A 24,002-nucleotide genomic window follows, 5' to 3' on the forward strand; every position below is an offset into this window, starting at 1 on the left:
TTCATGTACGCCATACTCGACATTGAAAGCACGGGAGGGAAATACAATGAGGAAGGTATCACCGAGATAGCCATCCACAGGTTCGATGGGCATGAGGTGGTGGACAAATTCATCTGTTTGATCAATCCGGAACGGGAAATACAGCCCTTTGTGGCCAAATTGACTGGTATCAACAATAAAATGTTGCGTTCCGCTCCCAAATTCCACGAAGTGGCCAAGCGCATTGTGGAGATTACCGAAGGAACCGTTTTGGTCGCCCACAACGCACAGTTCGATTATCGCATACTCCGCACCGAGTTTAGGCGATTGGGGTACGATTTTCAGCGCAAAACCCTCTGTACGGTAGACCTTTCCAAGCAGCTTATACCCGAAGCGGAATCCCATAGCTTGGGCAAATTGGCGCGTTCCCTAGGGATACCGATGAGCGATAGGCACCGCGCCAACGGTGATGCTTTGGCGACCTTGAAACTCTTTAAGCTATTGCTCGACAAGGATTCCGATAAAAAAATCATTACCGAGGTCATCCGCGAAGAGACCCACGGGGAACTTTCACCCAACCAATTGGACATGGTGTTCAAGCTGCCCTCTGAAACCGGAGTTTATTATATGCACGATAAGGACGGTGAAATCATCTTTTTGGGGAAAACCAAGGATATCAAGAAGCGGGTAAACCAACATTTTACGAACGTGGGCAAAATTGCCCGAAAGCTTCAAAAGGAAACCAAAAAAGTGACCTACGAAACCACAGGCAGCGAATTGATTGCCATTTTAAAGGCCTATTTGGAACAAAAAAAGAACAGACCTCGCTACAATCATGTTTCCAAGAAAAAGCTGTTTACCCACACCATAGATTTTAGTCTTAATGGAACGGAACATATTGTGCTGGACGTGGAAAAAGATAGGACCTTGGAACATGAAAAAATGGCTTTCAACGGTACGGAGGCCGCGAAAAGCTTTTTGAACAAAATTAACGAGGAATTTGAACTATGCCCATCATCTTTGGGGCAGGAAGTTTGTATGTCCGAACAAAACAAGGGCATTGCCGAGAATTGTAATGAAAAAGTCCGTGCCGCCTTTGAGAAATATAGCATCCAAAATAAGGACATCGCATTGACCGACCGTGGTAGGCAAACCGGGGAACGCAGTTTTATTCTCATCAAAAATGGTCGACTTCAGGGATTTGGATTTGTGGACCTCAATCATCAAATCAATAATATTCATATCTTAGAATCGATAATGACCCCAATGAAGAGTGATGAGAATACCACTTTTATCGTTGAGGCCTATTTGAGAAAGAACAACCGATTAAAGACCATTCCCCTAACCCGCTGATCATTGAAAGATTACAAACCACAGGCCAAATGGAAGAGTAAACTTCATGAAGTTATTTATGAAGCGGACACTCCGTCGGGCAAGCTGTTTGACATTCTTCTCTTCGTCTTGATCATCATCAGTGTAATTTTGGTGATACTGGAAAGCATAGACGATTTTGATGCGCGCTACCACCGTACACTATTGACCTTGGAATGGGTGGTGACCATCTTTTTTACCATTGAGTACATTGCACGACTCATCAGCATCAAGAAACCTTTAAAATACGTCTTTAGTTTCTACGGTATCATCGATTTTCTATCGACCATACCACTTTATCTTTCTTATATTTTGGCGGGATCCCAAGTGCTATTGGCAGTAAGGGCTTTCCGTTTGCTCCGTATTTTCAGGATATTGAAGCTCGTCAAGTTTATGGGCGAAGCTTCCCAATTACAGTCAGCCCTAAAGGCAAGCCGAGCCAAGATAGCGGTATTTATCTATGTGGTCTTGATTCTATCGGTGATTATGGGGACTTTAATGTACATTGTTGAAGGTGACGATTCTGGTTTTACCAGCATACCCAAAAGTATTTATTGGACCATTGTAACGCTGACCACCGTAGGTTACGGTGATATTGCGCCCCAATCCAATCTAGGGCAGTTTTTGGCGACCGTAATCATGATTTTGGGTTATGGCATAATTGCGGTACCCACTGGCATTGTTACCGCAGAATTCACCCGTAACCAAAAAAACGGGAAAGAAAGTGGCGATAAGGGTTTTATGGTACATGTGAACACCCAAGCCTGCCCTAGCTGTTCCGCAGAAGGGCATAGAGACGATGCTACCCACTGCTATAATTGTGGTCATCCGTTATGAAAAAAAAGGTGCTACTGGCAGTGGTAGGCCCTACGGCCATTGGAAAGACCGCTTTGGGCATTCAATTGGCCAAACATTTTGATACCGAAATCCTTTCAGCCGACTCTCGACAGTTTTTTAAGGAAATGGAAATTGGTACCGCAGTTCCATCACAAGAAGAGCTGGCACAGGTGCCGCACTATTTTATTCAGCATAAAAGTATTTTTGAGCCCTATTCCGTAGGGGATTTTGAAAAAGAAGCCATGACTGTTTTGGATGGACTGTTCCAACAAAAAGATACTGTGGTCATGGTCGGTGGCAGTGGTCTTTACGTGGATGCCGTGGTCAACGGGCTGGATGAGTTTCCCGAAGTGGATCCTGATATTCGTACAGCATTGAACCAAAAACTGAAAAAAAATGGCCTCAGCAGTCTTCAAGAAGAATTGAAACTCAAGGACCCATCGTATTATAAAATTGTTGACTTAGAGAATCCGCACCGGCTGATACGTGCCTTGGAGGTGTGCAGAGCCTCGGGCCAACCTTTTTCTTCATTTTTGAATCGCCCCAAACCAAAACGGCCCTTTAAAACCCTTTATGTTGGTCTGGAGGCCCCACGAGAGGTCATTTATGAACGGATCAACCAACGAGTGGACCTAATGATGCAAGCAGGCCTGCTGGAGGAAGCAGAACGACTTTATCCGCACAAAACACTCAATGCCTTGCAAACAGTTGGTTACAAAGAACTTTTTGAATATCTTGACGGGCATTGCACATTGGAATTTGCCGTTTCGGAAATCAAAAAAAACACCAGGAGATTTGCCAAGCGGCAGCTAACATGGTTGCGAAAAAACAAGGATATACTGTGGATACCCTACAACGGAGAAGCTGAGAAGGTGCTGCAGATAATCACAGACCGACTAAAAACCAACCTCTATGCCTAACGGTAAGACTGTGATAGTGGTGATGGGAGTCAGTGGTTCCGGAAAAACCAAAATAGGACAACTGCTCTCGAAGAAACTATCCGTTCCCTTTTACGATGGTGATGATTTTCATCCCGAGGAAAACATCAAGAAAATGAGCTCAGGACAGCCCCTAAAAGATACAGACCGTAAAGGGTGGCTTGTACAACTCAACAGACTTGCTTTGGAGCACCGGGAGCAAGGGGCCGTTATAGCCTGTTCCGCGCTCAAAAAAAATTACCGAAGCCTATTGCGGGCGGGCATGGGCAATTGTATGGTGTTTGTGTATTTAAAAGGTTCGTTTGACTTGATCAAATCCCGATTGGACTCCAGAAAAGGTCATTTTATGTCCTCCGCCCTGCTCAAATCCCAGTTCGATACCTTGGAGCCTCCATCCAAGGCCATTACCGTTTCTATTGAAGAAACCCCAGCGAACATCGTTAAAAAAATCGTCAAACAACTTTAACTCATGGAAGTTCAGCTTTTTTTGGCCGTAGTCATCGGCATTGCCATCCTATTGTTCTTGATTTTAAAGCTTCGCATCCATGCCTTTGTTGCACTACTTATCGGCAGTATCGTTGTAGGGCTTATTGCAGGACTCGATGCAAATCAAATTATATCCACTATACAAAAAGGGATGGGCGGCACCTTGGGTTTTGTGGCCACCGTCGTGGGATTGGGTGCCATATTTGGGGGAATCTTGGAAGCATCAGGCGGTGCAAAAGCCATCGCTGATTTTATGGTTTCCAAGTTTGGGCTGAAAAAAGCTCCTGCCGCTATGGTAGTCTCCGGTTTTTTGATTGCCATTCCCGTTTTTTTTGATGTAGCCTTTATCATTTTAGTGCCCATGATGTATGCACTGCAGCGAAGAACCGGAAAATCTTTGCTTCTTTACGCCATTCCGTTATTGGCGGGACTAGCTATAACCCATGCTTTTATCCCACCAACGCCAGGGCCTATCGCCGTGGCTGACATCATAGATGTAGATTTGGGATGGGTCATCCTCATGGGATTCATCGCCGGAATCCCCACCGCCTTGATTGCAGGGCTTTGGTTTGGACGTCATATCTCAAAAAAAATATTTGTGGCTGCGCCCGAGGAAATAGAAGATGGTACCACACCAAGCCTTCCACCCATTGGTCAAACCCTAATGATCATTGGCCTACCCATAATTTTGATCCTACTGAATACGATGGTGACTGCGGGTACATTCGGAATTACGAGTACAACCGTACTACAACTAATCGCCTTGGTGGGGCATCCATTTTCTGCTTTGATCATTGCCAATTTGCTGGCTTGGTACTTTTTTGGATTAAAAAAAGGGTTCACTAAGGACCAACTCCTCAAAATATCCACCAAATCGTTAGCACCCGCAGGTACTATTATCCTGCTAACAGGAGCGGGAGGTGTTTTTAAGCAGGTACTTACCGATACGGGAGCTGGTGAGCTTCTGGCCAATTCCCTAAGCAATGCTGGAATACCCGTTTTGGCCTTTGCTTTTATCAGTGCCGCCATTGTGCGAATCGTTCAAGGTTCGTCTACGGTAGCCATGATTACAGCTGCCGGTTTGGTTTCGCCACTTTTGGCCAATGCCGAACTGAATCCCATGCAACTGGCGTGTATGGTGATTGCCATTGCTTCGGGAGCAAGTATTTTTTCCCATGTGAATGACAGTGGTTTTTGGCTGGTAGGACAATATTTGGGCATTACCGAAAAACAAACCTTCCGATCTTGGACGGTAATGACTACTATTTTGGCCTTTGTTGGTATGCTTACCGTTTCCTTGGTCTATATTTTTGCATAAAAAAAGCCACCCGAGGGTGGCTTGTCTATCTTATAATCTTCTGATTATTGCTCATTCTCAGCTTTCACGACCAATCGGAATCCTTCACCGTGAATGTTCAAGATTTCTACCAAATCGTCCTTTTTCAGGTACTTTCTCAATTTGGCAATGTACACATCCATACTTCGGGAGGTAAAGTAGTTATCATCCCTCCAGATCTTGGTCAATGCCAGTTCACGTGGCATCAAATCGTTTTCATGTAAAGCCAACAAACGCAACAGTTCATTTTCTTTGGGCGACAATTTAATGGGTTCTTCCTCTTTATATTTCAAGAAACGAAGCTTTGAATTGAGGTGGAAGTTTCCGATTTCAAATTCAAATTGCTTGCTATCGGCCAAGGAACTGGATGCTTTCCGTTGAAGAATCGCTTTCAATTTCATAAGCAGCACCTCGGAATCAAATGGTTTGTTCAAATAATCATCAGCTCCTGCCTTATAACCCTTCAAAACATCCTCTTTCATCGTTTTTGCGGTCAAGAAGATAATGGGTACGTTCTCGTTCTTTTCGCGGATTTCCCTAGCCAGGGTAAATCCATCTTTATAGGGCATCATGACATCCAAGATACAGACATCGTAGTTATCTTTTTTAAACTTTTCAAATCCTTCCATTCCATTTTTGGCCAAAACCACCTCAAAGTCGTTCATGGTCAAATAATCCTTTAGGACAATTCCAAAATTGGGGTCGTCCTCTACCAGTAGTATCTTCTTTTTTTCTGTGTCCATAGTTCGTTTTTTAAATTAATGGGAGTTTTATAAAGAAGGTGCTTCCTTTTCCTTTTTCACTTTCCGCATAAACCTCTCCTTGATGATCGTCTATAATTCGTTTTACGTAGGCCAACCCTAATCCGTGACCCTTAACGTTATGTATGTCGCCGGTATGTTCCCGGTAAAATTTTTCAAATACTTTTTTCAATACCGCCTTGCTCATGCCCGCCCCTTGATCTTGCACTTTTATAATGATGCTGTTTTTCACCACTTCGGTGAACACATCAATTTTAGGGGTCTCTGGCGAATACTTCACCGCATTGTCCAGAATGTTGACCACCACATTGGTCATATGCATATCGTTGGCCAATACCTCGGAGCGCTCGGCATCCAAATGGGCGTTTACGTAACCCCCTCGGTCCTGCACTATCAATTCCACGTGGGCGATGGCATCGGTAATGATATCGTGCATGTTCACCCTGTCCTTGGTAATGTCCAACTGGTTTTTTTCCAGTTTGGATATTCTCAATACGTTCTCCACTTGAGCATGCATCCGTTTATTTTCATCACGAATCATGCCTAGATAACGCAATACTTTTTCTTTGTCCTCAATCGACTTTGGGTTCCGTATCGCCTCAACGGCCAAATTAATGGTTGCAATGGGCGTTTTGAACTCGTGGGTCATATTGTTGATGAAATCCGATTTGATTTCGGAAATCCGCTTTTGCTTAATCAACTGGTAAATGGCACTCGAATATGCCAGAACAATCACCAAGGTGAATACCAGAGACAACAATGCCATTTTCATTATGGAGCCAAAGATGAAACGCTTCATGCTCGGAAAAGTGAGCAACAGTGAAAAATTGGAAACCCCTTCGCTGTCCTTAAAAATGGGAGCCTTGTACATTTTGGAACCGGAAAACTTAAATTTTCTGGACCTTATTTTAGTGGGATATCCTTGACTGTATACCCCGTACTCATAATCGATGTTTATATTTCGATTGCTCAGTTCTTGGCTCAGTAGGAGTTCCAGTTCTTGCTTGGAAACCCGTTTGTGGATGGGACGTGTTTTGGCCGCTTCCATAAATACATCTTCCCAAGCCGCTTTGTCAATACTGCTAAGTCCCCCGATTTTTTCCGCTCGTTGGATTGGGGTAAGACTATAGGTCCTGCCATCCAAACCGTACTCTTCCTTAAAAATGGCCTTTGTACGCTTACTGGTGAAATTCTTGATGGTCGTGGTATCTTCACTTCCATTGGTATCAATATCAAAGAACGCAGAGGTTATATTGTAATCTTCTTCCAGGATTCCATGGGAATAAAAAAGAATTTCATCGGAGTTCAAATCCCGATCCACGAACAAAAAATTCTTGTACTGTGTGCTTTTGGGCTCACCAATGCTGTCCGCCAAGGAGGCTAAACGGTCCGAGTATTCCTTCATCTCGCGCTTCTCCACCCTGCTCGCTACCTTGTCCAGAATGTCCGTAACCGTTCTTGAAAATTGTTCTTCCTTGTCGTTTATGGAGGTTTTGATCCAATAAACTTGCACAAAGATGATCCCCAATAGGGATAAACTCATAAGAACAACCAGAAGAACAAATAGCTTCTTGTTCATTGGCGTAAAATTAAAAATTTAACATTTAGCACTTTGGGCGTTTAACCAAAACTTAACATAAATGTTAAAATTTGGATGCTAGCCCTAAAAGTTTGAGGTGTAGTTCGTTAACCTTTTCTTTGGTTTTTTCTAGGTCGAGATTTTCAATGGTAAAATCTGCCAGCTTAGCTTTGTCATCATCATCCCATTGGTGTTTCATCCTATCGGCTACTGATTCCCTGGCTACCTCATCTCGCTGCACTACGCGTTGAACACGGGTTTCTTCGGGAGCCGTGATCAAAATCGTATAGTCGTACTTTTCCGCTGCCCCATTTTCAAAAATCAGGGCGGTTTCCTGAATAACGTACGGTGATTCTTGGTCATGGGCCCAATCCAAAAAATGCTTTCTCACTGCCGGATGCACTATTCCGTTCAACTTTTCCAATAACTCACGGTTTTTGAACACGGTATTCGCTATAAACGAACGATTTAAGCCATCTTCTGTATAGGCCTCTTTTCCAAATAGATCTATAATGGCGTTTTTTACCGTTTCGGAGCTAACCATGAGCTGCTTGGCCTCCTTATCGGAATCGTAGACAGGGACACCCAGCTCCCAGAATATTTGGGCCACGGTACTTTTACCACTTCCAATTCCGCCTGTAAGTCCTACGATCATCATTGTTGTTCGAGTACAAAGTTCACGGCATTCTCTTCCAACTTCACATCATATACCTTTTGTGGGCTTTGGGTCAGTTCCAAAAACAAGGTCCTACTTTCCGACCCCATCAATTGCCCATAATCTGCCACTACCTCAAAATCGGTGGCCGATAGCTCTTTTAACCGTTCAATCGACGCTTTGCATAGCAAGGTCACCGAATCCGGAAATGTCCTGATTTGATAACCCTCCGGGATATTGATCACTTGTATGGGAACCTCGAACACCCTTTCGGAAAACTTGGACACCTTTCCTGTGACCGTGGCTCGGCTTGTTGAAAATATACTATTGCCCAAGCCTTTTGGGAAAATCAAATTGATCTCTTTTGAAAAATCACTTTTAACGTTGGTAAGTTGCAAAGGTGCGGTTGCAATGGATTCGATGGTATCGATTTCGTTTTTTGGACCCTTCACCTCAATGGAATCAGGGCTTACCTCTACTTTTCCCTCCAAAATAAAATTCTGCTCCAACTGAAGGCTCATTTTGGGTCGAACGGGTATTTTTTTGGTTTCCACCTGATAAAGGTCGACCTCCAAAACCTGCCGATCCAGTTCCAATAGTGAAACGTTTTGGGATAATTGCTGATCCATCTGCCGTCGCAATGCCTCTTGGCCAAGCACATATTTCCCATTTTGATAAGCTACTTGGGAAACGTCGATATCCATGCGGCCCTTAAAGATTTTGTAGTATAAAAACTGAAAACCACTGGTTCGGAGTTTGGCCTCAATCTGTACATTGGACTGGTCGCCCAACAAAAGGGAATCAGGCAAATTCCGATAATTAAGCACAAAATAAGACCTTGATTCGTAGGTTTCGGATAGATTGCTGATAAACCACGCCAAAAAAGAGCATAACAGGAACAGTGAAAAAACTTTCACCTTCTTTTGATTGAGGCCGTGCAATACCTTTTTGAACACTTTTACTTTTTCTTGAAAAATAGTTTGGGAAACAGTTCTTCTGGATCCTTATTACTAAAGTTAAGCAACATTGTGGACTTGATAAAACCAATTCCGTAACCTATAAATTGGACACCTACGGCATAAAGCGACAAAAGGGCCACTCTTATGCTCCTTGTCTTGACCCAAGCGTCCAAGAACAATACCAAAAAATATGAGGCGTAGAGAAACAAGGGCAACCAAAGTCCTAAAAAAGCCGCCAAAATGGCAACACAGAAACCCAACATAAACAAGGTGGGAAACCAATAGGTAGGCTTTGCCGTTCCCGGATGCCACTTGTTCAGGATAGGGCGTACCATACCAAACTTGTTTACCTGTTTGTAAAATTTATGCCAATCAATCCTTCTTTTGTGATAGACAAAAGCCTTTGGGAACAATCTGGTTTGAAATCCAGCTTTCCAAATCCGGAAGGTCAAATCTGGGTCTTCCCCGGGATGGATTCGACCAAAGCCAGCTGTCTTCTCAAAAGCAATCTTGGAAATACCCATATTGAAACTTCGGGGCTGAAATTTGCCCACCGCCTTTTTCCCTCCGCGAATACCTCCCGTAGTCAAAAAAGAGGTCATCGCATAATTGATGGCCTTTTGAACAATGGTAAATGAGGTGTCGGCAGCATCGGGTCCACCAAAGCAATGGACGAATTCCGCTTTGAGTTCCCTGTCCACTTCGGATAAATATTGCTGCGGGAGCATACAATCGGAGTCCAAAATGATAAAATAATTCCCTTTGGCCTTCTGCATCCCAAAATTTCGGGAATCGCCCGGCCCTGAATTCTCCTTGAAATAGTAGGAAATCTGAAGTTGTTCACGAAATTGTTCAACCACGGCCTCCGAACGCTCTGTGGACCCATCCTCCACGATGACGACTTCAAAATTGTCCTGAAAATCTTGTTTTTGAAGACTTTCCAAGAGTTCACGAACTTCTTCGGGCCTATTGAACACAGGAACTACTATGGAGAAAAGAATTTTCATTTGAAATAGAAAGAGGCTTTCTAAAAAGCTGGTTTTAAATCAGTTCGAGTGCAGTCGAGAACTTAAGGTATGATAATCAATGGGTTTCGACTGCGCTCAACCTGACAATATCAAAATATTACCGCGTTTTAAACGGCTCTATCCCTTCTATTTTTTACGGTTTATTCCGAAAATTCATCGATAATCTCTTGGCTCACACCCGTATTGGAGAAACCACCATCATGAAAAAGGTTCTGCATAGTCACCTTTTTGGTCAAATCGGAGAAAAGTGAAACAGTGTAATTGGCACAGTCATCAGCGGTAGCATTGCCTAGAGGTGACATTTTTTCCGCATAGTTGATGAAGCCGTCAAAACCTTTCACGCCTTGTCCCGCTGTGGTCGGTGTTGGTGATTGGGAAATGGTATTCACCCTAACTTTATGCTCTTTTCCGAAGAAGTAACCAAAACTTCTGGCTACGGACTCCAAATAGGCTTTATTATCGGCCATATCATTGTAATCGGGAAAGGTTCGTTGTGCCGCCATGTAAGTCAAGGCAACAATACTCCCCCACTCATTCATGGCCTCGGCTTTGTACAGGGACTGCATTACCTTATGAAAAGAAAGCGCGGATACATCCCATCCCTTGGCCGTAAAATCGTAGTTTTCATCCGTGTAGGCCCTTCCTTTCCTCACATTTACGGACATTCCAATGGAGTGAAGCACAAAATCCAGCTTTCCGCCCAAAATTTCCATGGACTTCTCAACTAAGTTCTTCAAATCCTCTTCGCTAGTGGCATCTGCAGGAATGATTTCTGAGCCGGTCTTTTCCGCCAGTTCATTGATTTTTCCCATACGCATGGCGATGGGGGCATTGGTAAGCACAAAGGTGCCTCCCTCCTCATGAACGCGTTCTGCGGTTTTCCAAGCGATGGAGTTTGGGTCCAACGCGCCAAAAATGATTCCTTTTTTACCTTTTAAAAGATTGTATGCCATAATTTTTTGCAATTGTTGATTGTAAGGCAAAGATATTTAAACTAATTGAAGTTTGGGAAGCACCTCCGTGTTTTATTGCAACAGCTCCTTGGCGTGTGCCAAAGCGGATTCCGACAAGCTCTTTCCGCCCAACATCTCCGCCAGTTCCCTTACCCTTTCGTCTCGGGTCAATTGTTTGATGTGGGTGCTTGTGCCTCCTGGTGCCTCTTCTTTGTAAACTTTAAACTGATGCTGTCCTTTGGAGGCCACTTGTGGCAAATGCGTTATGGAAAACACTTGCATTGTGCTGCTCATCTGCTGCATGATTTCTCCCATTCGGTTGGAAATCTCACCAGAAACTCCGGTGTCAATTTCGTCAAACATCATGGTAGGAAGATTTTCATACTGAGCCAAAATAGACTTGATGGCCAACATGATTCGGGAAAGCTCCCCTCCGGATGCCACTTTCTTGAGTTCGCCGTAGTTGGACCCTTTGTTCGCGGAGAAAAGAAATACCAAATCATCCTTCCCATAAGGTTTAAAGGTGCTGGACGGATTCAGTTCAATTTTGAAGGTCGCTGAAGGCATTCCAAGGGAAGCCAAGTCGAGCTGCAATCGTTCCTTCAGTTTAGGAATGATAGCTTTTCTACCCTCACTGATTTTTTTGGCCCATGCATCCACTGTCTTTGTGATGGAAGCCACTTCGTCCCTTTTGGCCTTGATTTTGGACTCAATATTGGCCACTGCATCCACCTTTTGGGCCAATTCTTCCCGTATGTTAATCAACTCGGGCACAGAGTCCGTATGGTGTTTTTTCTGAAGGTCGTACAATTGCTGCAATTGCCCGTTTACCACCTCCAACCGTTCTGGGTTGGCTTCTACCCCATCCTTTAAACGCTCCAATTCAGAGGCAATATCATCCGTTTCTATCAACACAGATTGAATCCTGTCATTCAAGGATTTATAGTCCGAGCCAAAATCACTAAGGTTTTGGAAAGCCCGCTTAAATTCTGTAAGCCTGCCCACGATTCCCAATTGTTCATCGTTCAATAATTGATGCCCTGCAGACAAGTTTTCCATAATCTGCTCCACGTTGCTCAATTGCTCATATTCCTCTTCCAAGGCCTCCTGCATCCCCTCTTTGAGCTTTGCGGCTTCGAGTTCTTCCAGCAAAAAACTGTTGTAATCGTGTTCTTTATCCGCATTAGCCTGAAATTCCTCCAATTTTTGAAGTTCCCTGGATACATTTCTCAATTTTTGAAGCTCCTGTGCGTATCCGGAAAGATTTTCGGAGTTCTCAGCCAAAGCATCCAGTACCTTCATCTGGAAATCATTGTCGGTCAACTGCATCGTTTGATGCTGGGAGTGCACATCTACCAACTGATCGCCCAAGGCGCGCATCACATCCAAGGTCACAGGGGAATCGTTCACAAATGCCCTTGATTTACCACTGGGCAGGATTTCTCTTCGGAGAATGGTGAGGTCCTCATAATCCAAATCGTTCTCTTTAAAAAAGGATTGGAGTTGGTAATTGGACACCTCGAACTCTGCCTCTATGACACATTTCTGCTCCGTATTTTTTAGGGAAGACAGGTCGGCCCGCTTGCCCAGTACCAAGGAAAGTCCTCCCAACAGAATGGATTTTCCCGCACCGGTTTCCCCTGTAATGGTCGTAAAACCTTTGGGGAATGCCACGCGGACATCATCAATCAATGCATAGTTTTGAATGGATAAATTTACTAGCAATACCGTAGATTTTACCCGTAAAGATAAACCTCTTTGGAGAACTGCACTAGTAATTTATTTCATTCCAGGTGCCAGAATAGAATGGGGCCACTTTGTTCAAGGTTTCCTTAAGTTTCACAATGTCCACTTTGGGTCCATCGGAAAAAATGTTCTGGATTTCCTCTGATTTGGCATCGAAAAAAGTCTGTATCAAAAAGGCATTGGGCCGTCTGCTGATAAGGGGCTCGAATAAGCGAAGGCTTCCAGCGATAATTTGTTTTCCGGTACTATTGTTATCCGCCAGAATATCAAGTCCTTTTCTGTGGTAATTGTACATGGCAATACGATACTCCCGGAACGCGTTGTTGAGCAGGTTGTCCACCAACTCAAAGCGGCTACGGTCGCCGGTCTCTTGGCTCCAACCACCAAAACTGGAGCTTTGGGCCTGCGTAACGATGTTCTGTGCCAGTCGGTAGTAATCATTTCCGCCCTCCAAAGAAAAGGTATCGGCGTCCAGTCCCAAGATCATATACACATAATAGGATATGACACCGACCAAATTGGAATCGAACGAATTGGGATTGTATACCAATGGTTCAAATTCCTGATATTGAAAGTTAAAGGCGTTGTCCTTATAATTGAACACTGGGCTCTCGTAGCTTGTTCCAAAAACGGGGCGCGTGGACTGGATTTGGATGTTCGCTTCAAAACGGTCTGACTCGTATTGGGTCACCGTTATGAACATACGGGCATTTACCCTTTCATTTTCCTTGTAAACACGATTGGTCCATTTGGTCTTGTTCACAAAATCATTGAGCGAACGCTCCAATGTCCTGAAAATTTGTTGATTGGTCTGCCCTACCTGATCGGAGTTCACGGTAACCTGACAGTTCAATTCCTGCGCACTACCGGCAAGGGCTGTAAAGAGCAGGGCAATAAAAAAAAGTATGCTACGCATGGATCCTGGAGATGATTTCTTCCCAAATGTCCGAGGCTACTTCGGACTTCGTTTTCAAATCAAACGTTTTTATCTCCAAATTCTTGTCTATAAAAGTGATTTTATTCGTGGTTCCACCAAATCCGGCCCCATCATCCTTTAAAGAATTGAGCACAATGCCATCCAAGTGCTTACGCTGGAGCTTGCCTTTGGCATTCTCAAGCTCGTTTTCTGTTTCCAGAGCAAAGCCGACCAAAAATTGGTTCTTTTTTGCCGTTCCCAAAGATTTTAGGATATCGGGGGTGCGTTCCAGCTGGATGGACATCTCACCTTCCTTCTTTTTGATTTTTTCGGTGGCAACAGTGGCTGGTCGGTAATCGGCTACGGCAGCAGCACAAATGGTCACATCCGAATCAGCATAGTATTTGTGGCAAGCATCATACATTTCTTGGGCAGAGGTAACTCGAACCAATTCTATGGAAGTATGGTCCAAGTTCAAGTGTGTTGGGCCAGAGACCAATACTACTTTTGCCCCTAAATTGGCGGCGTGTTTGGCCAGTTCAAAGCCCATGGTACCGGTTGATTTATTGCCAAGAAAACGGACGGGATCAATGGCTTCATGCGTTGGGCCGGCGGTAATGAGTACCTTTTTGCCCGTTAACAGCAAGCCCTTCGCCAAATCCGATACAATATATGTAATGATGTTTTCTGGTTCTGCCATACGCCCTTCTCCTTGAAGTCCACTGGCCAATTCGCCAGATTCGGCAGGAATTATTCGGTTTCCGAAGGATTCCAGCTTTTCCAAAGACGCTTTGGTGGACGGATGCTTGTACATATCCAAATCCATGGCAGGAGCCACAAATACGGGACATTTTGCGGACAAATACGTGGCCAACAGCAAATTGTCGCAGGTTCCGTTGGCCATTTTGGACAAGGTATTTGCGGTTGCCGGGGCAATCAGCATCAAGTCTGCCCAAAGTCCCAATTCCACATGATTGTTCCAAGATAGGCTTCCATCCTCTTCGTTCACAAAATCCATCAACACTGGATTTTTGGAGAGGGTAGAAAGGGTAAGTGGAGAAACAAAAGAGCTGGCGCTCTGGGTCATTACAACTTTGACCTGTGCACCAGCTTTAATCAGTAACCGTACCAGAAATGTGGTCTTGTACGCGGCAATTCCCCCGGAAATTCCCAAAAGGATGTTTTTACCGCTAAGCATTTCCTAGGAGTCTTTCTCTGTATTCCTGTGGTAGATTTTATCTTCCAACCACTCCTGTACCGCAAGGGCATGTGGTTTTGGTAGCTTTTCGTAGAACTTGGATACTTCGATTTGCTCCTTGTTCTCAAAAACCTCTTCCAAGCTATCGCTATAGGTAGCGAACTCTTCCAACTTTTCCAACAACTCCTTTTTGATCTCGGAGTTGATTTGGATAGCTCTCTTGGCCGCTATGGAAATGGCTTCATAAATGTTTCCGGTCTTTTCGTCAAACTCGTTTCTGTTGAGCGTAACTGTGGATACCGGCGCCTTGGTGCTTTTCAAATCTTGCATGTGCAGTGGTTTAAAAACTTTTTTATTTGGATAAGGAAGTTGTGTATGCGCTCAATTCCTGCTGAATGGTCTCGGCAAGTTTATCTGCTTCTTGCTTGAACTTCGTCTCAGGGAAATAACGCAATAAATTGTTATACGAGTCAAGAGCTTCTTCCAATCGCTCTTTTTTCTTGTCTTCTGTACTGTTGACCGCCAATCGTGTGGTGGCTTCGATTCGGTAGTAAAGGGCTTCTTCCCTATATACCGAACCAGGGTTATCGGTAATGAAATTATCGAAGGCCGTAATGGCCGAAATCAAAACGGGCAGATTGAACTCTCCCAATTTGTTGAATTGCTTTGCAATCTCAATTTCTTTCTTTTCCTTTTTCGTGGTAAGCTCCCGCGCCATCGCATTGGCCTCTTCAAAATATTCGGATTCTGAATAGTTGTTGATAAAGGTCTGAAGCTTTAACAGTGCCTTGTCGGTTTCCGTTTGGTCCAACGAATATCTAGGTGAAAGATGATAATAGCTTTTGGCACCCAAAAAACTGGCTTCCTGAATTTTATCGCTCCTTGGATAGGATTTTACAAATCGCTCGAACTGGTAGCCCGACAAATAGTAATCTCCATTTTTGAAATAACTGTCCGCAAAAAAGAACATCACCCTTTCTCCTTGGGGCTTTCCTATATAGCTGGGCGCTATTTGCTCAAAGAGTCGAACCGCTCTTTTGTAATCCCCTTCGTTGTACAACTTCTCGGCCATATCATATTTGGCCTTTACGTCGGTCTCCTTCAGCACCTTTTGGTACTCGCTACAGGAAACGAACAGCGCTAACGCACAACAAACTAGGAGTATGGACCTCATTTTCAAAAACATTTTGCAAAATTAGTGATATTGAATGGATATAAAAAAAGAATTTTCACCACTCAAATGTAACGGGTACAAGGGCCAATCCCCAAGAATTTGGGCAAGATTTAACGAATTTTACACTTGAGCCTTGTCCAAGGACTTCAACCAAACACTGATTTTTTCCTTTAAGGTAGGGCTAGCTTCCACTAAAGGCAAGCGAACTGCGGCTGTGGACACACCCAAACTTTCAAAAATACTTTTGATTCCCGCTGGGTTGCCCTCTTCAAAAATGAGTTGCATCAAAGAGGAAAGTTTGTGGTGAATGGCGTAGGCTTCTTTCACCTGACCTTCCAATCCCAATCGGATCATATCGGAAAAGAGTCCAGGCAATCCCTGTCCCAAAACGGAAATTACCCCTGCCCCACCGGCCAATACGGTAGGCAATGCCGTGGCATCATCCCCGGAAATGACCATAAATTCCTCTGGTTTGTTTTTGATGATATTGTCTATTTGTACCATATCCCCGCAAGCTTCCTTGATCCCTACAATTTTTGAAAACTCGTAGGCCAGTCGCAAGGTGGTTTCGGGCAACATATTGCTGCCTGTGCGGGAAGGAACATTGTACAGGATAATGGGAAGTGGCGAAGCTTCCGCCACCACCTTAAAATGCTGGTAGATGCCTTCCTGCGTTGGTTTGTTGTAATAGGGCGAAACGGAAAGAATGGCGTCGAAATCGGAAAGGTCCAGGGTTTGTAGTTCGTGGGCCACCGCCATGGTGTTGTTGCCACCAACGCCGAGCACCAAAGGTAGTCTGCCCGCATTCGTCCTCACGACCACGTCCACCACCAATTGTTTTTCCGCTTGGGAGAGTGTTGCGGATTCTGCCGTGGTGCCGAGCACCACCAAATAATCCACACCGCCTTGGATATTGTGCTCCACTACACGTTCCAATGCCTGCACATCAACCGATAAATCAGCTTTAAATGGAGTTACCAAAGCTACTCCAGTTCCGATCAATTGTTCCATCAACTCAAATTTCGTTTAAGATCTTTAAATATTTTTTCAGCTCTCCCTTAAAGAGTTTAAAATCGTTCAAGGGGGTATTTATGATCAAATCGTTCACCTTGGGGTCTTGGGCACCCAGTCCAACCTTCAAACGGGCGGGGGTTTTTACCGATAATAGCTTCATCATCAAATTATCCGCTTCATAATAATTGATCAACATATCGTATTCCCTTCCCAAAAACTCAAGAACGTAACCGTTGGCTATTTCACCTTTCCAACCGAGGTCCTTGTCCGAGTACATTTGAATGGCGTAAGGGGAGTTTTTGTCGTATTCCCGCTTATATCCAATAATCTTTATGGCATTGGGCCTCAATTTAAACTCGTCAATCAGTTCGTAAAAGGTCTCGGCTTTGGGGAAATTATCAACATCCACGATACAGCCAACACTGGTAATCCCTTTCTCCCTGGTTACGGACTGCGGAGGTTTTTCCATTTCCTCCTTTAAATATTTTAGCCCCGATTTAACCTTAAATTTGTCTTGGAGTCCTTTCAAAAACATATTTTTGACACTTTTTACAAAAGTAATTAATCTACCAAGACAACTTATACAAAGATACGCACGTGAGTAATTTTAAATTAAAACAATTTGTTATATTCCTAACTTTTTGTTTTTTGATGGCCTGCAAGCACGAAACAGGCACCCTTTCCGAAATTGAAGGCAAGCAAATCCCAATCGACACTACCCTTGCCATCACCGATTCCATTGCCAGCTATATAGCACCCTACAAAAATCGAATTGACCAGGTTTTGGACAGCACCTTGGCCTATGCCCCAAAACCGTTGTTGCTCAACGATGGAGAGCGCACCTCATCCATGGGCAACCTGATGGCAGATATTGTTTTGGAACAAGCTGCGCCCATTTTCAATGCACGGTCCGGGCAAACCCTGGACTTTGTGGTCCTAAACGCAGGCGGGGTCCGGTCCATAATTTCCGAAGGAAATGTGTCCGCCCGAAACGCCTACGAAGTGATGCCCTTTGAAAATTATATTGATGTGGTCGAGCTCAACGGGTCGGCGACTCGCGAACTTATCAACTTTGTGGCGAAGGCCTCCCGGCGACATCCTGTGGCGGGGATTGAAATTGTAACCAATGCCGATGGCTCTTTGGAATCCGTGAACATTGGTGGACAACCTTTTGATGAAGGACGGAATTACTACGTGGCCTCTACCGATTACTTGATCAATGGAGGGCCTAGCGTTGGTTTTTTCAATGAATTTGAATCCAGAACCCAGACCGATTATTTGCTGCGCAACGCCATTATCGACTACTTGAAGAAAGTGGATACCTTGGAAGCCGTGGCCGATGACCGAATCAAACAACTGAAGTAGCATGAAAAGAAGGGATTTTATCACTCACACCTCCGCAGCTTCCGCCCTCATCGGCTTGGGCGGACTTGGCTTGAACTCTTGCTCCTCTTTGGGAAGAAAGCAAATCACCATTCTGCATACTAATGATGTGCACAGCCATATTGATGCCTTTCCGGCTACGCATTCGCGACACCCCAATATGGGCGGGGTTGCCCGAAGGGCTACTCTAGTGGAGCAGATTCGTAACGAAAACCCGAACACGCTACTTTTTGATGCCGGGGATATTTTTCAGGGTACGCCTTATTTCAATTTTTATGGCGGGGAGTTGGAATTTACCTTGATGAGCAAGCTAAAATACGACGCTGCTACCATTGGTAACCACGACTTTGACAACGGTATCGATGGACTCTTGGCACAAATGCCACACGCCTCTTTTGAACTGCTCTCTGCCAACTACGATTTTTCCAATACCGTCATGGATGGCTACGTAAAGCCATACAAAATATATATGGTCGATGGAATTAAAATCGGGGTGTACGGGCTTGGCATTGAACTCGACGGACTAGTGACGAAAAAACTCTACAAAGAGACCCAGTACCTCAACCCCTATGAGATTGCCCTCGATATGGAGCGACAACTCAAAGAAGAAGAGCAATGTGATTTGATCGTTTGCCTTTCGCATTTGGGTTATGATTACAAAGAACCCAATAGGCCCTGCGACACTAAGTTGGCACAACAGACTTACCACACCGACCTCATCATTGGCGGACACACCCATACTTTTTTGGATAAACCCGATGTACGCATCAACCAAAATGGAAATTCAGTGCTAGTTAACCAAGTGGGTTGCTACGGGATCAACGTAGGTCGTATCGATTTCTTTTTTGATACGGATAAGAAAGCTTCGGCGAAGGGTGTGAGTATTTCGGTTTAGTTGTTTGAAGTCGGCAGTCAGTCAGCAGTAGGCAGCGGTCGCTGAGCGACGGTCATTGAGCGTAGTCGAAATGAGCCGAAGCGACAATAAGAAGTCCGAAATCAGCGGACAGTTGACACTAATTTCACGAATTAGCACGAATAGGGTTCTTTGTCAGTTCGAGTGTTTTTTGGCGGTTTTTATAAAAAAAAGAGGCAAAAAATGTATCGAGAACCTAGTTCAGTGAGAAGCCAAGAGCCAAGAGCCAAGACCCAGGAGAGGAAAGACCATAGAAAATAGAGTTGGGTTGATGGGCAATGGGCAGTGGGCAGTCAGCAGTTGGCAGTGGGCAGTTAGCAGTGGGCAGTTGACACTAATGTCACGAATGAGCACGAATAGGGTTCTTTGTCAGTTCGAGTGTTTTTTGGCGGTTTTTGTAAAAAAAGAGGCGAAAAATGTATCGAGAACCTATTTCAGTAAAGAGCCAAGAACCAAGAGCCAAGACTCAAGAGAGGAAAGACCATAGAAAATAGAGTTGGGTTGATGTGCAATGGGCAATGTGCAGTTGACACTAATGTCACGAATGAACACGAATAGCGGCTCTTTGTCATTTCGAAACGACCAACGGGAGCGTGAGAAATCTCTGGGCAGTCCGAAGTCCGAAATCGGAAGTCAGGGGCTAAGATGTCATTTCGAAACGAAGTGTGAAATCTATGGGGGTCGGAAGTCAGTCAGCAGTCGGCAGTGGGCAGTTGACGCGAATTTCACGAATGAGCACGAATAGGGTTCTTTGTCATTTGAAATAACCCTTTGAAGTTCAACCCTAAACCTTAAACTTTGAACTTGAAACTTGAACTTGCCCCTTGTACTTGAGTTTTCCCATTGGATTTCTCGATCGTCACTTTGTTCCTTATGTCGAAATGACCTTTTGAAGTTATACCCTAAATCTTTAACCTTTAACCCTTAACCTTAAACCTTGAACCTTGAATTTGAGTTTTCCCTTTGGATTTCTCAATCGTCACTTCGTTCCTCATGTCGAAATGACCCTGTGAAGTTAAATCCTAAACCTTGAACTTGAAACTTGCAACTTGACTTTGAGTTTGAACCTCCTAAAGATTAGCCTCCACCAAAACCTTCAGTTCTTCCTCCAAACTATAATTTGGAAAGGGTTTCCCTGCTCTATCGTACCAATACCGGGCATTCCATTCGTCCCCTTCCTTTCGATGCAAGTAGGCGTGAATCCAACTGCCCATGGTCGATTGGAGGTCCTGGGCAATGTTATGGGACGACTCCCAATCCCCATTGGCATCAAACCAAAGCGATTGTAGCGCTTCCGGCCATTCTTCGGGAGGGGCAGTCTGGTCCAAAGTAGCTTCAAATGCTTCGTGGTTGTCGGGTATCATGCGTCCAGTTTTTGTAAAAATTCCTGCTCGGAAATAATGGGCACACCCAAGGACTCTGCTTTGGTCTTTTTACTAGGGCCCATATTGTCTCCCGCTACCAAAAAAGTGGTTTTGGAGGATATGGACGAGGCCACTTTTCCACCATTGTCCTCAATCAATTTCTTTAGGTCATTACGGCTGATGGTTTCAAACACTCCGGATACCACAAAAGTCTGACCTTTGAGCAACTCAGTTTGATTCTCCAACTGTTCCTCAGAGAGTGAGAATTGCAATCCGTAGGATTTTAAACGGTCTATCAATTGCACATTGGCAGGCTCCGAGAAAAACCCGACCACACTTTCGGCAATGCGCTCCCCTATCTCATCCACGGCTACCAACTGTTCCTGTGTAGCGGTCATCAAGGCGTCGATATTTTTAAAAGCCTTGGCCAGCTTTTTGGCCACGGTTTCGCCCACATACCGAATCCCCAATGCAAAAAGGACCCGTTCAAACGGAATGGTTTTGGAGGCCTGCACCCCGTTTACCAAGTTTTCAGCGGATTTGTCAGCCATACGTTCCAAGGGCAGAATTTGCTCCTTGGTCAAGGTGTACAGGTCGGCGTAGTTGGCAATGAGTCCTTCTTTGAACAATAATTCTACCGTTTCACCGCCCAACCCTTCAATATCCATCGCCTTTCTGGAAATAAAGTGCTGGATTCGGCCCGTAATCTGTGGTGGACAACCGATATCATTGGGGCAAAAATGTTGTGCTTCGCCCTCCTTTCGTATCAGTTCCGTACCGCATTCAGGGCAGTTTTCAATGTATTTCGTGGGTTGAGAGTCCTTATCTCGTTTCGTAAAATCAACCTTGGTTATTTTTGGGATGATTTCTCCTCCTTTTTCCACAAAAACGGTATCCCCCTCGCGTACATCCAACTTGGCGATTTGGTCGGCATTGTGTAATGAGGCCCTTTTCACAGTGGTTCCTGCCAGTAAAACAGGCTCCAAATTGGCCACGGGGGTAATGGCTCCCGTACGCCCCACTTGATAGGTGATTTGGTTCAATACCGTTGTGGCTTGCTCCGCCTTAAATTTATAGGCCATGGCCCAGCGTGGGGATTTCGCGGTGTAACCCAACTCTTCTTGGTGCTGAATACTATTCACTTTCACCACCACACCATCGGTTTCGTAAGGCAAATCGTGACGGTGCACTTCCCAATAGTCTGCAAATTGCATCACTTCTTCGGTGGATTTGCATAGTTTGGCCACCGTAGGTACCTTGAATCCCCAAGAGCGCGCTTTTTCCAACACTTCAAATTGGGAGCTAATGCCCAAATTTTCCCCAGCTATGCTGTACAACAAACATTCCAACGGGCGTTGGGCCACTAGGGCACTATCCTGAAGTTTTAAACTGCCTGATGCCGTGTTCCTTGGATTCATGTAAGGGTCCTCACCTGCTTCCACGCGTTCTGCGTTCATTTTGGCAAAGCCTTCGAGCGTTAGAATGATTTCTCCCCGTATATCGAATTTTGGAGGGTAGTCGCCCTTCAATTGCAAGGGAACGGATTTTATGGTTTTGATGTTGTTGGTCACGTCATCCCCCTGAAAACCATCCCCGCGGGTAACCGCCCTTACCAATTGACCGTCTTCATAGGTCAGACTTATGGAAGCGCCATCATATTTTAATTCACAGGTAAACTCTACTGCTGCATCGCCCAAAATCCGCTGTATGCGCTTTTCCCAATCCTCTAAATCCTCTTTGGAATAGGAATTGTCCAACGAATACATCCGGTGCTTATGGGCCACGGTTTCAAAATGTTTGGTGACCATGCCCCCTACCCTCAAAGTGGGCGAAGTCGGGTCCTTAAATTCAGGGTGCGCCGCCTCCAGCTTTTGAAGCTCTTTGAGCTTCATGTCGAACTCGTAATCGGAAATGGAAGGTTGGTCGAGCACGTAATATTTGTAGTTGTGCTCCCGTAGCTCTTCTCGCAGGGCATTTATTTTGTCTTGGATGTTCATTTTCTTAGTGCTTTTAGCATCCTATCGTTGCCAAATAGATCTTTTCGGAGTTCAATTTCCGAAAAATTATGGGCTTGAAAAAGTGCTTTGGTCTCTGCTCCCATATATTGATTGATCTCGAGATACAAACTTCCCTTTTCGGACAAGTGTTTTTCCGCAAAATCGATGATGGCCCTATAAAAAAGTAAGGGGTCTTCATCCTTTACAAAAAGAGCGGTTTCTGGTTCAAAATCCTTTACGTTTTTCCGGATTTCATGCTTTTCCAACTCCCTAACGTAGGGCGGATTGGAGACGATGATGTCAAAATAAAGTTCAGGCGCAAGTTCAAGTTTGGGATTAAGAATGTCCTGATGCAAAAAAGTGACATCTACCTTATGGGTTGCTGCATTTTTCTGGGCAATCTCCAATGCACCTTCAGAAACATCCAAGGCGTAAACGTCAGCACCGGTTAGATTTTTGGCCAGCGCAATAGCGATACATCCGCTCCCAGTTCCGATGTCAAGAATTTTCAAAGAACGGTCATTGAGCGCCCGCCTGCCGGACGGACAGGAAGTCGAAATGACGCTTCGACTCCGCTCAGCGTCCGATAAAACCCATTGCACCAATTCTTCGGTCTCGGGGCGTGGAATCAGTACATTCTCGTTCACCTGAAGCTCCAAATCCCTAAAATGGGTGGTTCCCAAAATATATTGTAGGGGTTTTTCCGTTTTCAACTCAGCCAAGGCTTCAAAAAGTGGTTGCTCCTCATCCTTGGTCAAGGTAATTCCCGGCTGTATGGCCAAGATAAAGCGCTCCAATTTGAGGTAATGCTCAATGCAGGAATAGAAAAACGAATCGATTTCTTCCTTGGGATAAAGCTCACTCAGTTCTTTTTGGAAAATGTCTTTGATTTCTTTGAGGAGCATTACAATTTTTTAAGCATCCAAACAGGGCAAGAATAGTGTCCCGTATTACCCATCGGGGCATCAATGTATTCAAAACCGTTCTTTTTGTACAACTTTTGGGCGGCTTCCATATAGGGCATGGTTTCCAAATAGCAGGCTTCAAAACCGAATTCCTTGGCCTTGTTCAAGCAGGCTTCTATCACTTTGGCACCTAGTCCCTTTCCTCGGGCCTCTTCCAAAAAGTACATTTTTTGAAGCTCGCAGACGTTTCCATCATAATTGTCCAATTGAGCCACGCCCGCACACCCGATAATGCGACCTTCATGCTCCACTACAAAGTAGGCAGCCTTGGGCACGTTGTAATGGCTATACATATCATCCAACGCTTTGTCGGCATAAGCGGTGCCCACTTTGGGAACGCCCATATCCTCAAAAACCTTTCGTATTACTTGGGCCACCTGTGCATTGTCTTCGGGGGTTATTTCACGAATGACCATATCTCCCATTTTTGTGTTTTTAATGTTCTATTTT

At 44.7% G+C, this 24,002-nt stretch carries 24 protein-coding genes; 7 read left to right on the forward strand and 17 right to left on the reverse strand.

From position 1 onward, the window contains the following. Positions 1 to 3: 3 nt before the first annotated feature. The 5 genes from ABNE31_RS12540 to ABNE31_RS12560 are packed head-to-tail and all read left to right on the forward strand — an operon-like array spanning position 4 to position 4,929. The gene (locus ABNE31_RS12540; RefSeq protein WP_349351378.1) at positions 4 to 1,332 is read left to right on the forward strand and encodes an exonuclease domain-containing protein; all 1,329 of its coding nucleotides are present in this window, start codon (positions 4 to 6) and stop codon (positions 1,330 to 1,332) included. A gap of 3 nt (positions 1,333 to 1,335) precedes the next feature. Next, a complete protein-coding gene (locus ABNE31_RS12545; RefSeq protein WP_349351379.1) occupies positions 1,336 to 2,187 on the forward strand; it encodes an ion transporter in 852 nt (283 codons plus the stop codon). Next, positions 2,184 to 3,107: a tRNA (adenosine(37)-N6)-dimethylallyltransferase MiaA gene (miaA, locus tag ABNE31_RS12550; RefSeq protein WP_349351380.1), complete on the forward strand. Its 924-nt coding sequence runs from the start codon at positions 2,184 to 2,186 to the stop codon at positions 3,105 to 3,107. The genes ABNE31_RS12545 and miaA overlap by 4 nt, the downstream gene beginning before the upstream one ends. Then, positions 3,100 to 3,591, forward strand: coding sequence for a gluconokinase (locus tag ABNE31_RS12555; RefSeq protein WP_349351381.1), 492 nt, complete (start codon positions 3,100 to 3,102; stop codon positions 3,589 to 3,591). Before miaA ends, ABNE31_RS12555 begins: the two co-directional genes overlap by 8 nt. 3 nt (positions 3,592 to 3,594) lie before the next feature. Beyond that, entirely contained in the window at positions 3,595 to 4,929 is a 1,335-nt protein-coding gene (locus ABNE31_RS12560; protein ID WP_349351382.1) for a gluconate:H+ symporter, read from the forward strand. A 44-nt stretch (positions 4,930 to 4,973) separates the two neighbouring features. On the opposite strand, the gene ABNE31_RS12565 is transcribed toward ABNE31_RS12560, so the two are convergent. The 13 genes from ABNE31_RS12565 to ABNE31_RS12625 all read right to left on the reverse strand — a co-directional run bounded on the left by ABNE31_RS12565 (position 4,974) and on the right by ABNE31_RS12625 (position 17,465). Continuing rightward, positions 4,974 to 5,690: a response regulator transcription factor gene (locus ABNE31_RS12565; protein WP_179383908.1), complete on the reverse strand. Its 717-nt coding sequence runs from the start codon at positions 5,688 to 5,690 to the stop codon at positions 4,974 to 4,976. A gap of 10 nt (positions 5,691 to 5,700) precedes the next feature. Further along, positions 5,701 to 7,287 (reverse strand): HAMP domain-containing sensor histidine kinase, encoded by a 1,587-nt coding sequence (locus ABNE31_RS12570; RefSeq protein WP_179383909.1) that lies wholly within the window; start codon positions 7,285 to 7,287, stop codon positions 5,701 to 5,703. A gap of 64 nt (positions 7,288 to 7,351) precedes the next feature. Beyond that, a complete protein-coding gene (gene coaE, locus ABNE31_RS12575) occupies positions 7,352 to 7,945 on the reverse strand; it encodes a dephospho-CoA kinase (RefSeq protein WP_349351383.1) in 594 nt (197 codons plus the stop codon). Then, a complete protein-coding gene (locus tag ABNE31_RS12580) occupies positions 7,942 to 8,859 on the reverse strand; it encodes a CdaR family protein (protein WP_293282370.1) in 918 nt (305 codons plus the stop codon). The genes coaE and ABNE31_RS12580 overlap by 4 nt, the downstream gene beginning before the upstream one ends. A 41-nt stretch (positions 8,860 to 8,900) precedes the next feature. After that, complete coding sequence (locus tag ABNE31_RS12585; RefSeq protein WP_349351384.1) at positions 8,901 to 9,908, reverse strand: glycosyltransferase; 1,008 nt, start codon at positions 9,906 to 9,908, stop codon at positions 8,901 to 8,903. 161 nt (positions 9,909 to 10,069) lie between these two features. Then, positions 10,070 to 10,882: an SDR family oxidoreductase gene (locus ABNE31_RS12590; RefSeq protein WP_293282367.1), complete on the reverse strand. Its 813-nt coding sequence runs from the start codon at positions 10,880 to 10,882 to the stop codon at positions 10,070 to 10,072. A gap of 72 nt (positions 10,883 to 10,954) precedes the next feature. Then, positions 10,955 to 12,607 carry a DNA repair protein RecN gene (gene recN, locus ABNE31_RS12595; RefSeq protein WP_349351385.1) on the reverse strand — a complete coding sequence of 551 codons (1,653 nt, stop codon included), beginning with the start codon at positions 12,605 to 12,607 and terminating at the stop codon, positions 10,955 to 10,957. 46 nt (positions 12,608 to 12,653) lie between these two features. After that, positions 12,654 to 13,544: a DUF4835 family protein gene (locus ABNE31_RS12600; RefSeq protein ID WP_306013096.1), complete on the reverse strand. Its 891-nt coding sequence runs from the start codon at positions 13,542 to 13,544 to the stop codon at positions 12,654 to 12,656. Continuing rightward, positions 13,537 to 14,742 carry a bifunctional phosphopantothenoylcysteine decarboxylase/phosphopantothenate--cysteine ligase CoaBC gene (coaBC, locus tag ABNE31_RS12605; protein ID WP_349351386.1) on the reverse strand — a complete coding sequence of 402 codons (1,206 nt, stop codon included), beginning with the start codon at positions 14,740 to 14,742 and terminating at the stop codon, positions 13,537 to 13,539. The genes ABNE31_RS12600 and coaBC overlap by 8 nt, the downstream gene beginning before the upstream one ends. Before the next feature lie 3 nt (positions 14,743 to 14,745). After that, the gene (locus ABNE31_RS12610) at positions 14,746 to 15,072 is read right to left on the reverse strand and encodes a DNA-directed RNA polymerase subunit omega (protein WP_349351387.1); all 327 of its coding nucleotides are present in this window, start codon (positions 15,070 to 15,072) and stop codon (positions 14,746 to 14,748) included. Positions 15,073 to 15,094: 22 nt separating this feature from the next. After that, complete coding sequence (gene bamD, locus ABNE31_RS12615; protein WP_257023962.1) at positions 15,095 to 15,916, reverse strand: outer membrane protein assembly factor BamD; 822 nt, start codon at positions 15,914 to 15,916, stop codon at positions 15,095 to 15,097. Positions 15,917 to 16,036: 120 nt separating this feature from the next. Continuing rightward, positions 16,037 to 16,927, reverse strand: coding sequence for a 4-hydroxy-tetrahydrodipicolinate synthase (gene dapA, locus ABNE31_RS12620; RefSeq protein ID WP_179383919.1), 891 nt, complete (start codon positions 16,925 to 16,927; stop codon positions 16,037 to 16,039). 4 nt (positions 16,928 to 16,931) lie between these two features. Beyond that, a complete protein-coding gene (locus ABNE31_RS12625) occupies positions 16,932 to 17,465 on the reverse strand; it encodes a hypothetical protein (protein ID WP_349351388.1) in 534 nt (177 codons plus the stop codon). A gap of 116 nt (positions 17,466 to 17,581) precedes the next feature. On the opposite strand from ABNE31_RS12625, the gene ABNE31_RS12630 reads away from it, so the two are divergent. After that, positions 17,582 to 18,295 carry a 5'-nucleotidase gene (locus ABNE31_RS12630; protein ID WP_349351389.1) on the forward strand — a complete coding sequence of 238 codons (714 nt, stop codon included), beginning with the start codon at positions 17,582 to 17,584 and terminating at the stop codon, positions 18,293 to 18,295. Between the two features lies 1 nt (position 18,296). Next, positions 18,297 to 19,208, forward strand: a complete 912-nt coding sequence (locus tag ABNE31_RS12635) for a metallophosphatase (RefSeq protein ID WP_349351390.1) — start codon at positions 18,297 to 18,299, stop codon at positions 19,206 to 19,208. A gap of 1,088 nt (positions 19,209 to 20,296) precedes the next feature. On the opposite strand, the gene ABNE31_RS12640 is transcribed toward ABNE31_RS12635, so the two are convergent. The 4 genes from ABNE31_RS12640 to ABNE31_RS12655 are packed head-to-tail and all read right to left on the reverse strand — an operon-like array spanning position 20,297 to position 23,977. After that, entirely contained in the window at positions 20,297 to 20,590 is a 294-nt protein-coding gene (locus ABNE31_RS12640) for a hypothetical protein (protein WP_349351391.1), read from the reverse strand. Then, positions 20,587 to 22,587, reverse strand: a complete 2,001-nt coding sequence (gene ligA, locus ABNE31_RS12645; RefSeq protein WP_349351392.1) for an NAD-dependent DNA ligase LigA — start codon at positions 22,585 to 22,587, stop codon at positions 20,587 to 20,589. The genes ABNE31_RS12640 and ligA overlap by 4 nt, the downstream gene beginning before the upstream one ends. Then, positions 22,584 to 23,492 (reverse strand): peptide chain release factor N(5)-glutamine methyltransferase, encoded by a 909-nt coding sequence (gene prmC / locus ABNE31_RS12650; protein ID WP_349351393.1) that lies wholly within the window; start codon positions 23,490 to 23,492, stop codon positions 22,584 to 22,586. Before prmC ends, ligA begins: the two co-directional genes overlap by 4 nt. Continuing rightward, positions 23,492 to 23,977: a GNAT family N-acetyltransferase gene (locus tag ABNE31_RS12655; protein ID WP_179383926.1), complete on the reverse strand. Its 486-nt coding sequence runs from the start codon at positions 23,975 to 23,977 to the stop codon at positions 23,492 to 23,494. The genes prmC and ABNE31_RS12655 overlap by 1 nt, the downstream gene beginning before the upstream one ends. Between the last annotated feature and the right edge of the window lie 25 nt (positions 23,978 to 24,002).

This window comes from Flagellimonas sp. MMG031, assembly GCF_040112705.1.
Taxonomy (GTDB): Bacteria; Bacteroidota; Bacteroidia; order Flavobacteriales; family Flavobacteriaceae; genus Flagellimonas.

What these genes read in the sequence shown, in the direction of transcription:
- ABNE31_RS12625 (WP_349351388.1), bottom strand. Translation starts at nt 17,465, where the DNA reads ATGTTTTTGAAAGGACTCCAAGACAAATTTAAGGTTAAATCGGGGCTA.
- ABNE31_RS12630 (WP_349351389.1), top strand. Translation starts at nt 17,582, where the DNA reads ATGGCCTGCAAGCACGAAACAGGCACCCTTTCCGAAATTGAAGGCAAG.
- coaBC (WP_349351386.1), bottom strand. Translation starts at nt 14,742, where the DNA reads ATGCTTAGCGGTAAAAACATCCTTTTGGGAATTTCCGGGGGAATTGCC.
- coaE (WP_349351383.1), bottom strand. Translation starts at nt 7,945, where the DNA reads ATGATGATCGTAGGACTTACAGGCGGAATTGGAAGTGGTAAAAGTACC.
- prmC (WP_349351393.1), bottom strand. Translation starts at nt 23,492, where the DNA reads ATGCTCCTCAAAGAAATCAAAGACATTTTCCAAAAAGAACTGAGTGAG.
- dapA (WP_179383919.1), bottom strand. Translation starts at nt 16,927, where the DNA reads ATGGAACAATTGATCGGAACTGGAGTAGCTTTGGTAACTCCATTTAAA.
- ABNE31_RS12555 (WP_349351381.1), top strand. Translation starts at nt 3,100, where the DNA reads ATGCCTAACGGTAAGACTGTGATAGTGGTGATGGGAGTCAGTGGTTCC.
- ABNE31_RS12610 (WP_349351387.1), bottom strand. Translation starts at nt 15,072, where the DNA reads ATGCAAGATTTGAAAAGCACCAAGGCGCCGGTATCCACAGTTACGCTC.
- ABNE31_RS12655 (WP_179383926.1), bottom strand. Translation starts at nt 23,977, where the DNA reads ATGGGAGATATGGTCATTCGTGAAATAACCCCCGAAGACAATGCACAG.
- ligA (WP_349351392.1), bottom strand. Translation starts at nt 22,587, where the DNA reads ATGAACATCCAAGACAAAATAAATGCCCTGCGAGAAGAGCTACGGGAG.
- miaA (WP_349351380.1), top strand. Translation starts at nt 2,184, where the DNA reads ATGAAAAAAAAGGTGCTACTGGCAGTGGTAGGCCCTACGGCCATTGGA.
- ABNE31_RS12600 (WP_306013096.1), bottom strand. Translation starts at nt 13,544, where the DNA reads ATGCGTAGCATACTTTTTTTTATTGCCCTGCTCTTTACAGCCCTTGCC.
- ABNE31_RS12585 (WP_349351384.1), bottom strand. Translation starts at nt 9,908, where the DNA reads ATGAAAATTCTTTTCTCCATAGTAGTTCCTGTGTTCAATAGGCCCGAA.
- ABNE31_RS12565 (WP_179383908.1), bottom strand. Translation starts at nt 5,690, where the DNA reads ATGGACACAGAAAAAAAGAAGATACTACTGGTAGAGGACGACCCCAAT.
- ABNE31_RS12635 (WP_349351390.1), top strand. Translation starts at nt 18,297, where the DNA reads ATGAAAAGAAGGGATTTTATCACTCACACCTCCGCAGCTTCCGCCCTC.
- bamD (WP_257023962.1), bottom strand. Translation starts at nt 15,916, where the DNA reads ATGAGGTCCATACTCCTAGTTTGTTGTGCGTTAGCGCTGTTCGTTTCC.
- ABNE31_RS12570 (WP_179383909.1), bottom strand. Translation starts at nt 7,287, where the DNA reads ATGAACAAGAAGCTATTTGTTCTTCTGGTTGTTCTTATGAGTTTATCC.
- ABNE31_RS12590 (WP_293282367.1), bottom strand. Translation starts at nt 10,882, where the DNA reads ATGGCATACAATCTTTTAAAAGGTAAAAAAGGAATCATTTTTGGCGCG.
- ABNE31_RS12560 (WP_349351382.1), top strand. Translation starts at nt 3,595, where the DNA reads ATGGAAGTTCAGCTTTTTTTGGCCGTAGTCATCGGCATTGCCATCCTA.
- ABNE31_RS12540 (WP_349351378.1), top strand. Translation starts at nt 4, where the DNA reads ATGTACGCCATACTCGACATTGAAAGCACGGGAGGGAAATACAATGAG.
- ABNE31_RS12640 (WP_349351391.1), bottom strand. Translation starts at nt 20,590, where the DNA reads ATGATACCCGACAACCACGAAGCATTTGAAGCTACTTTGGACCAGACT.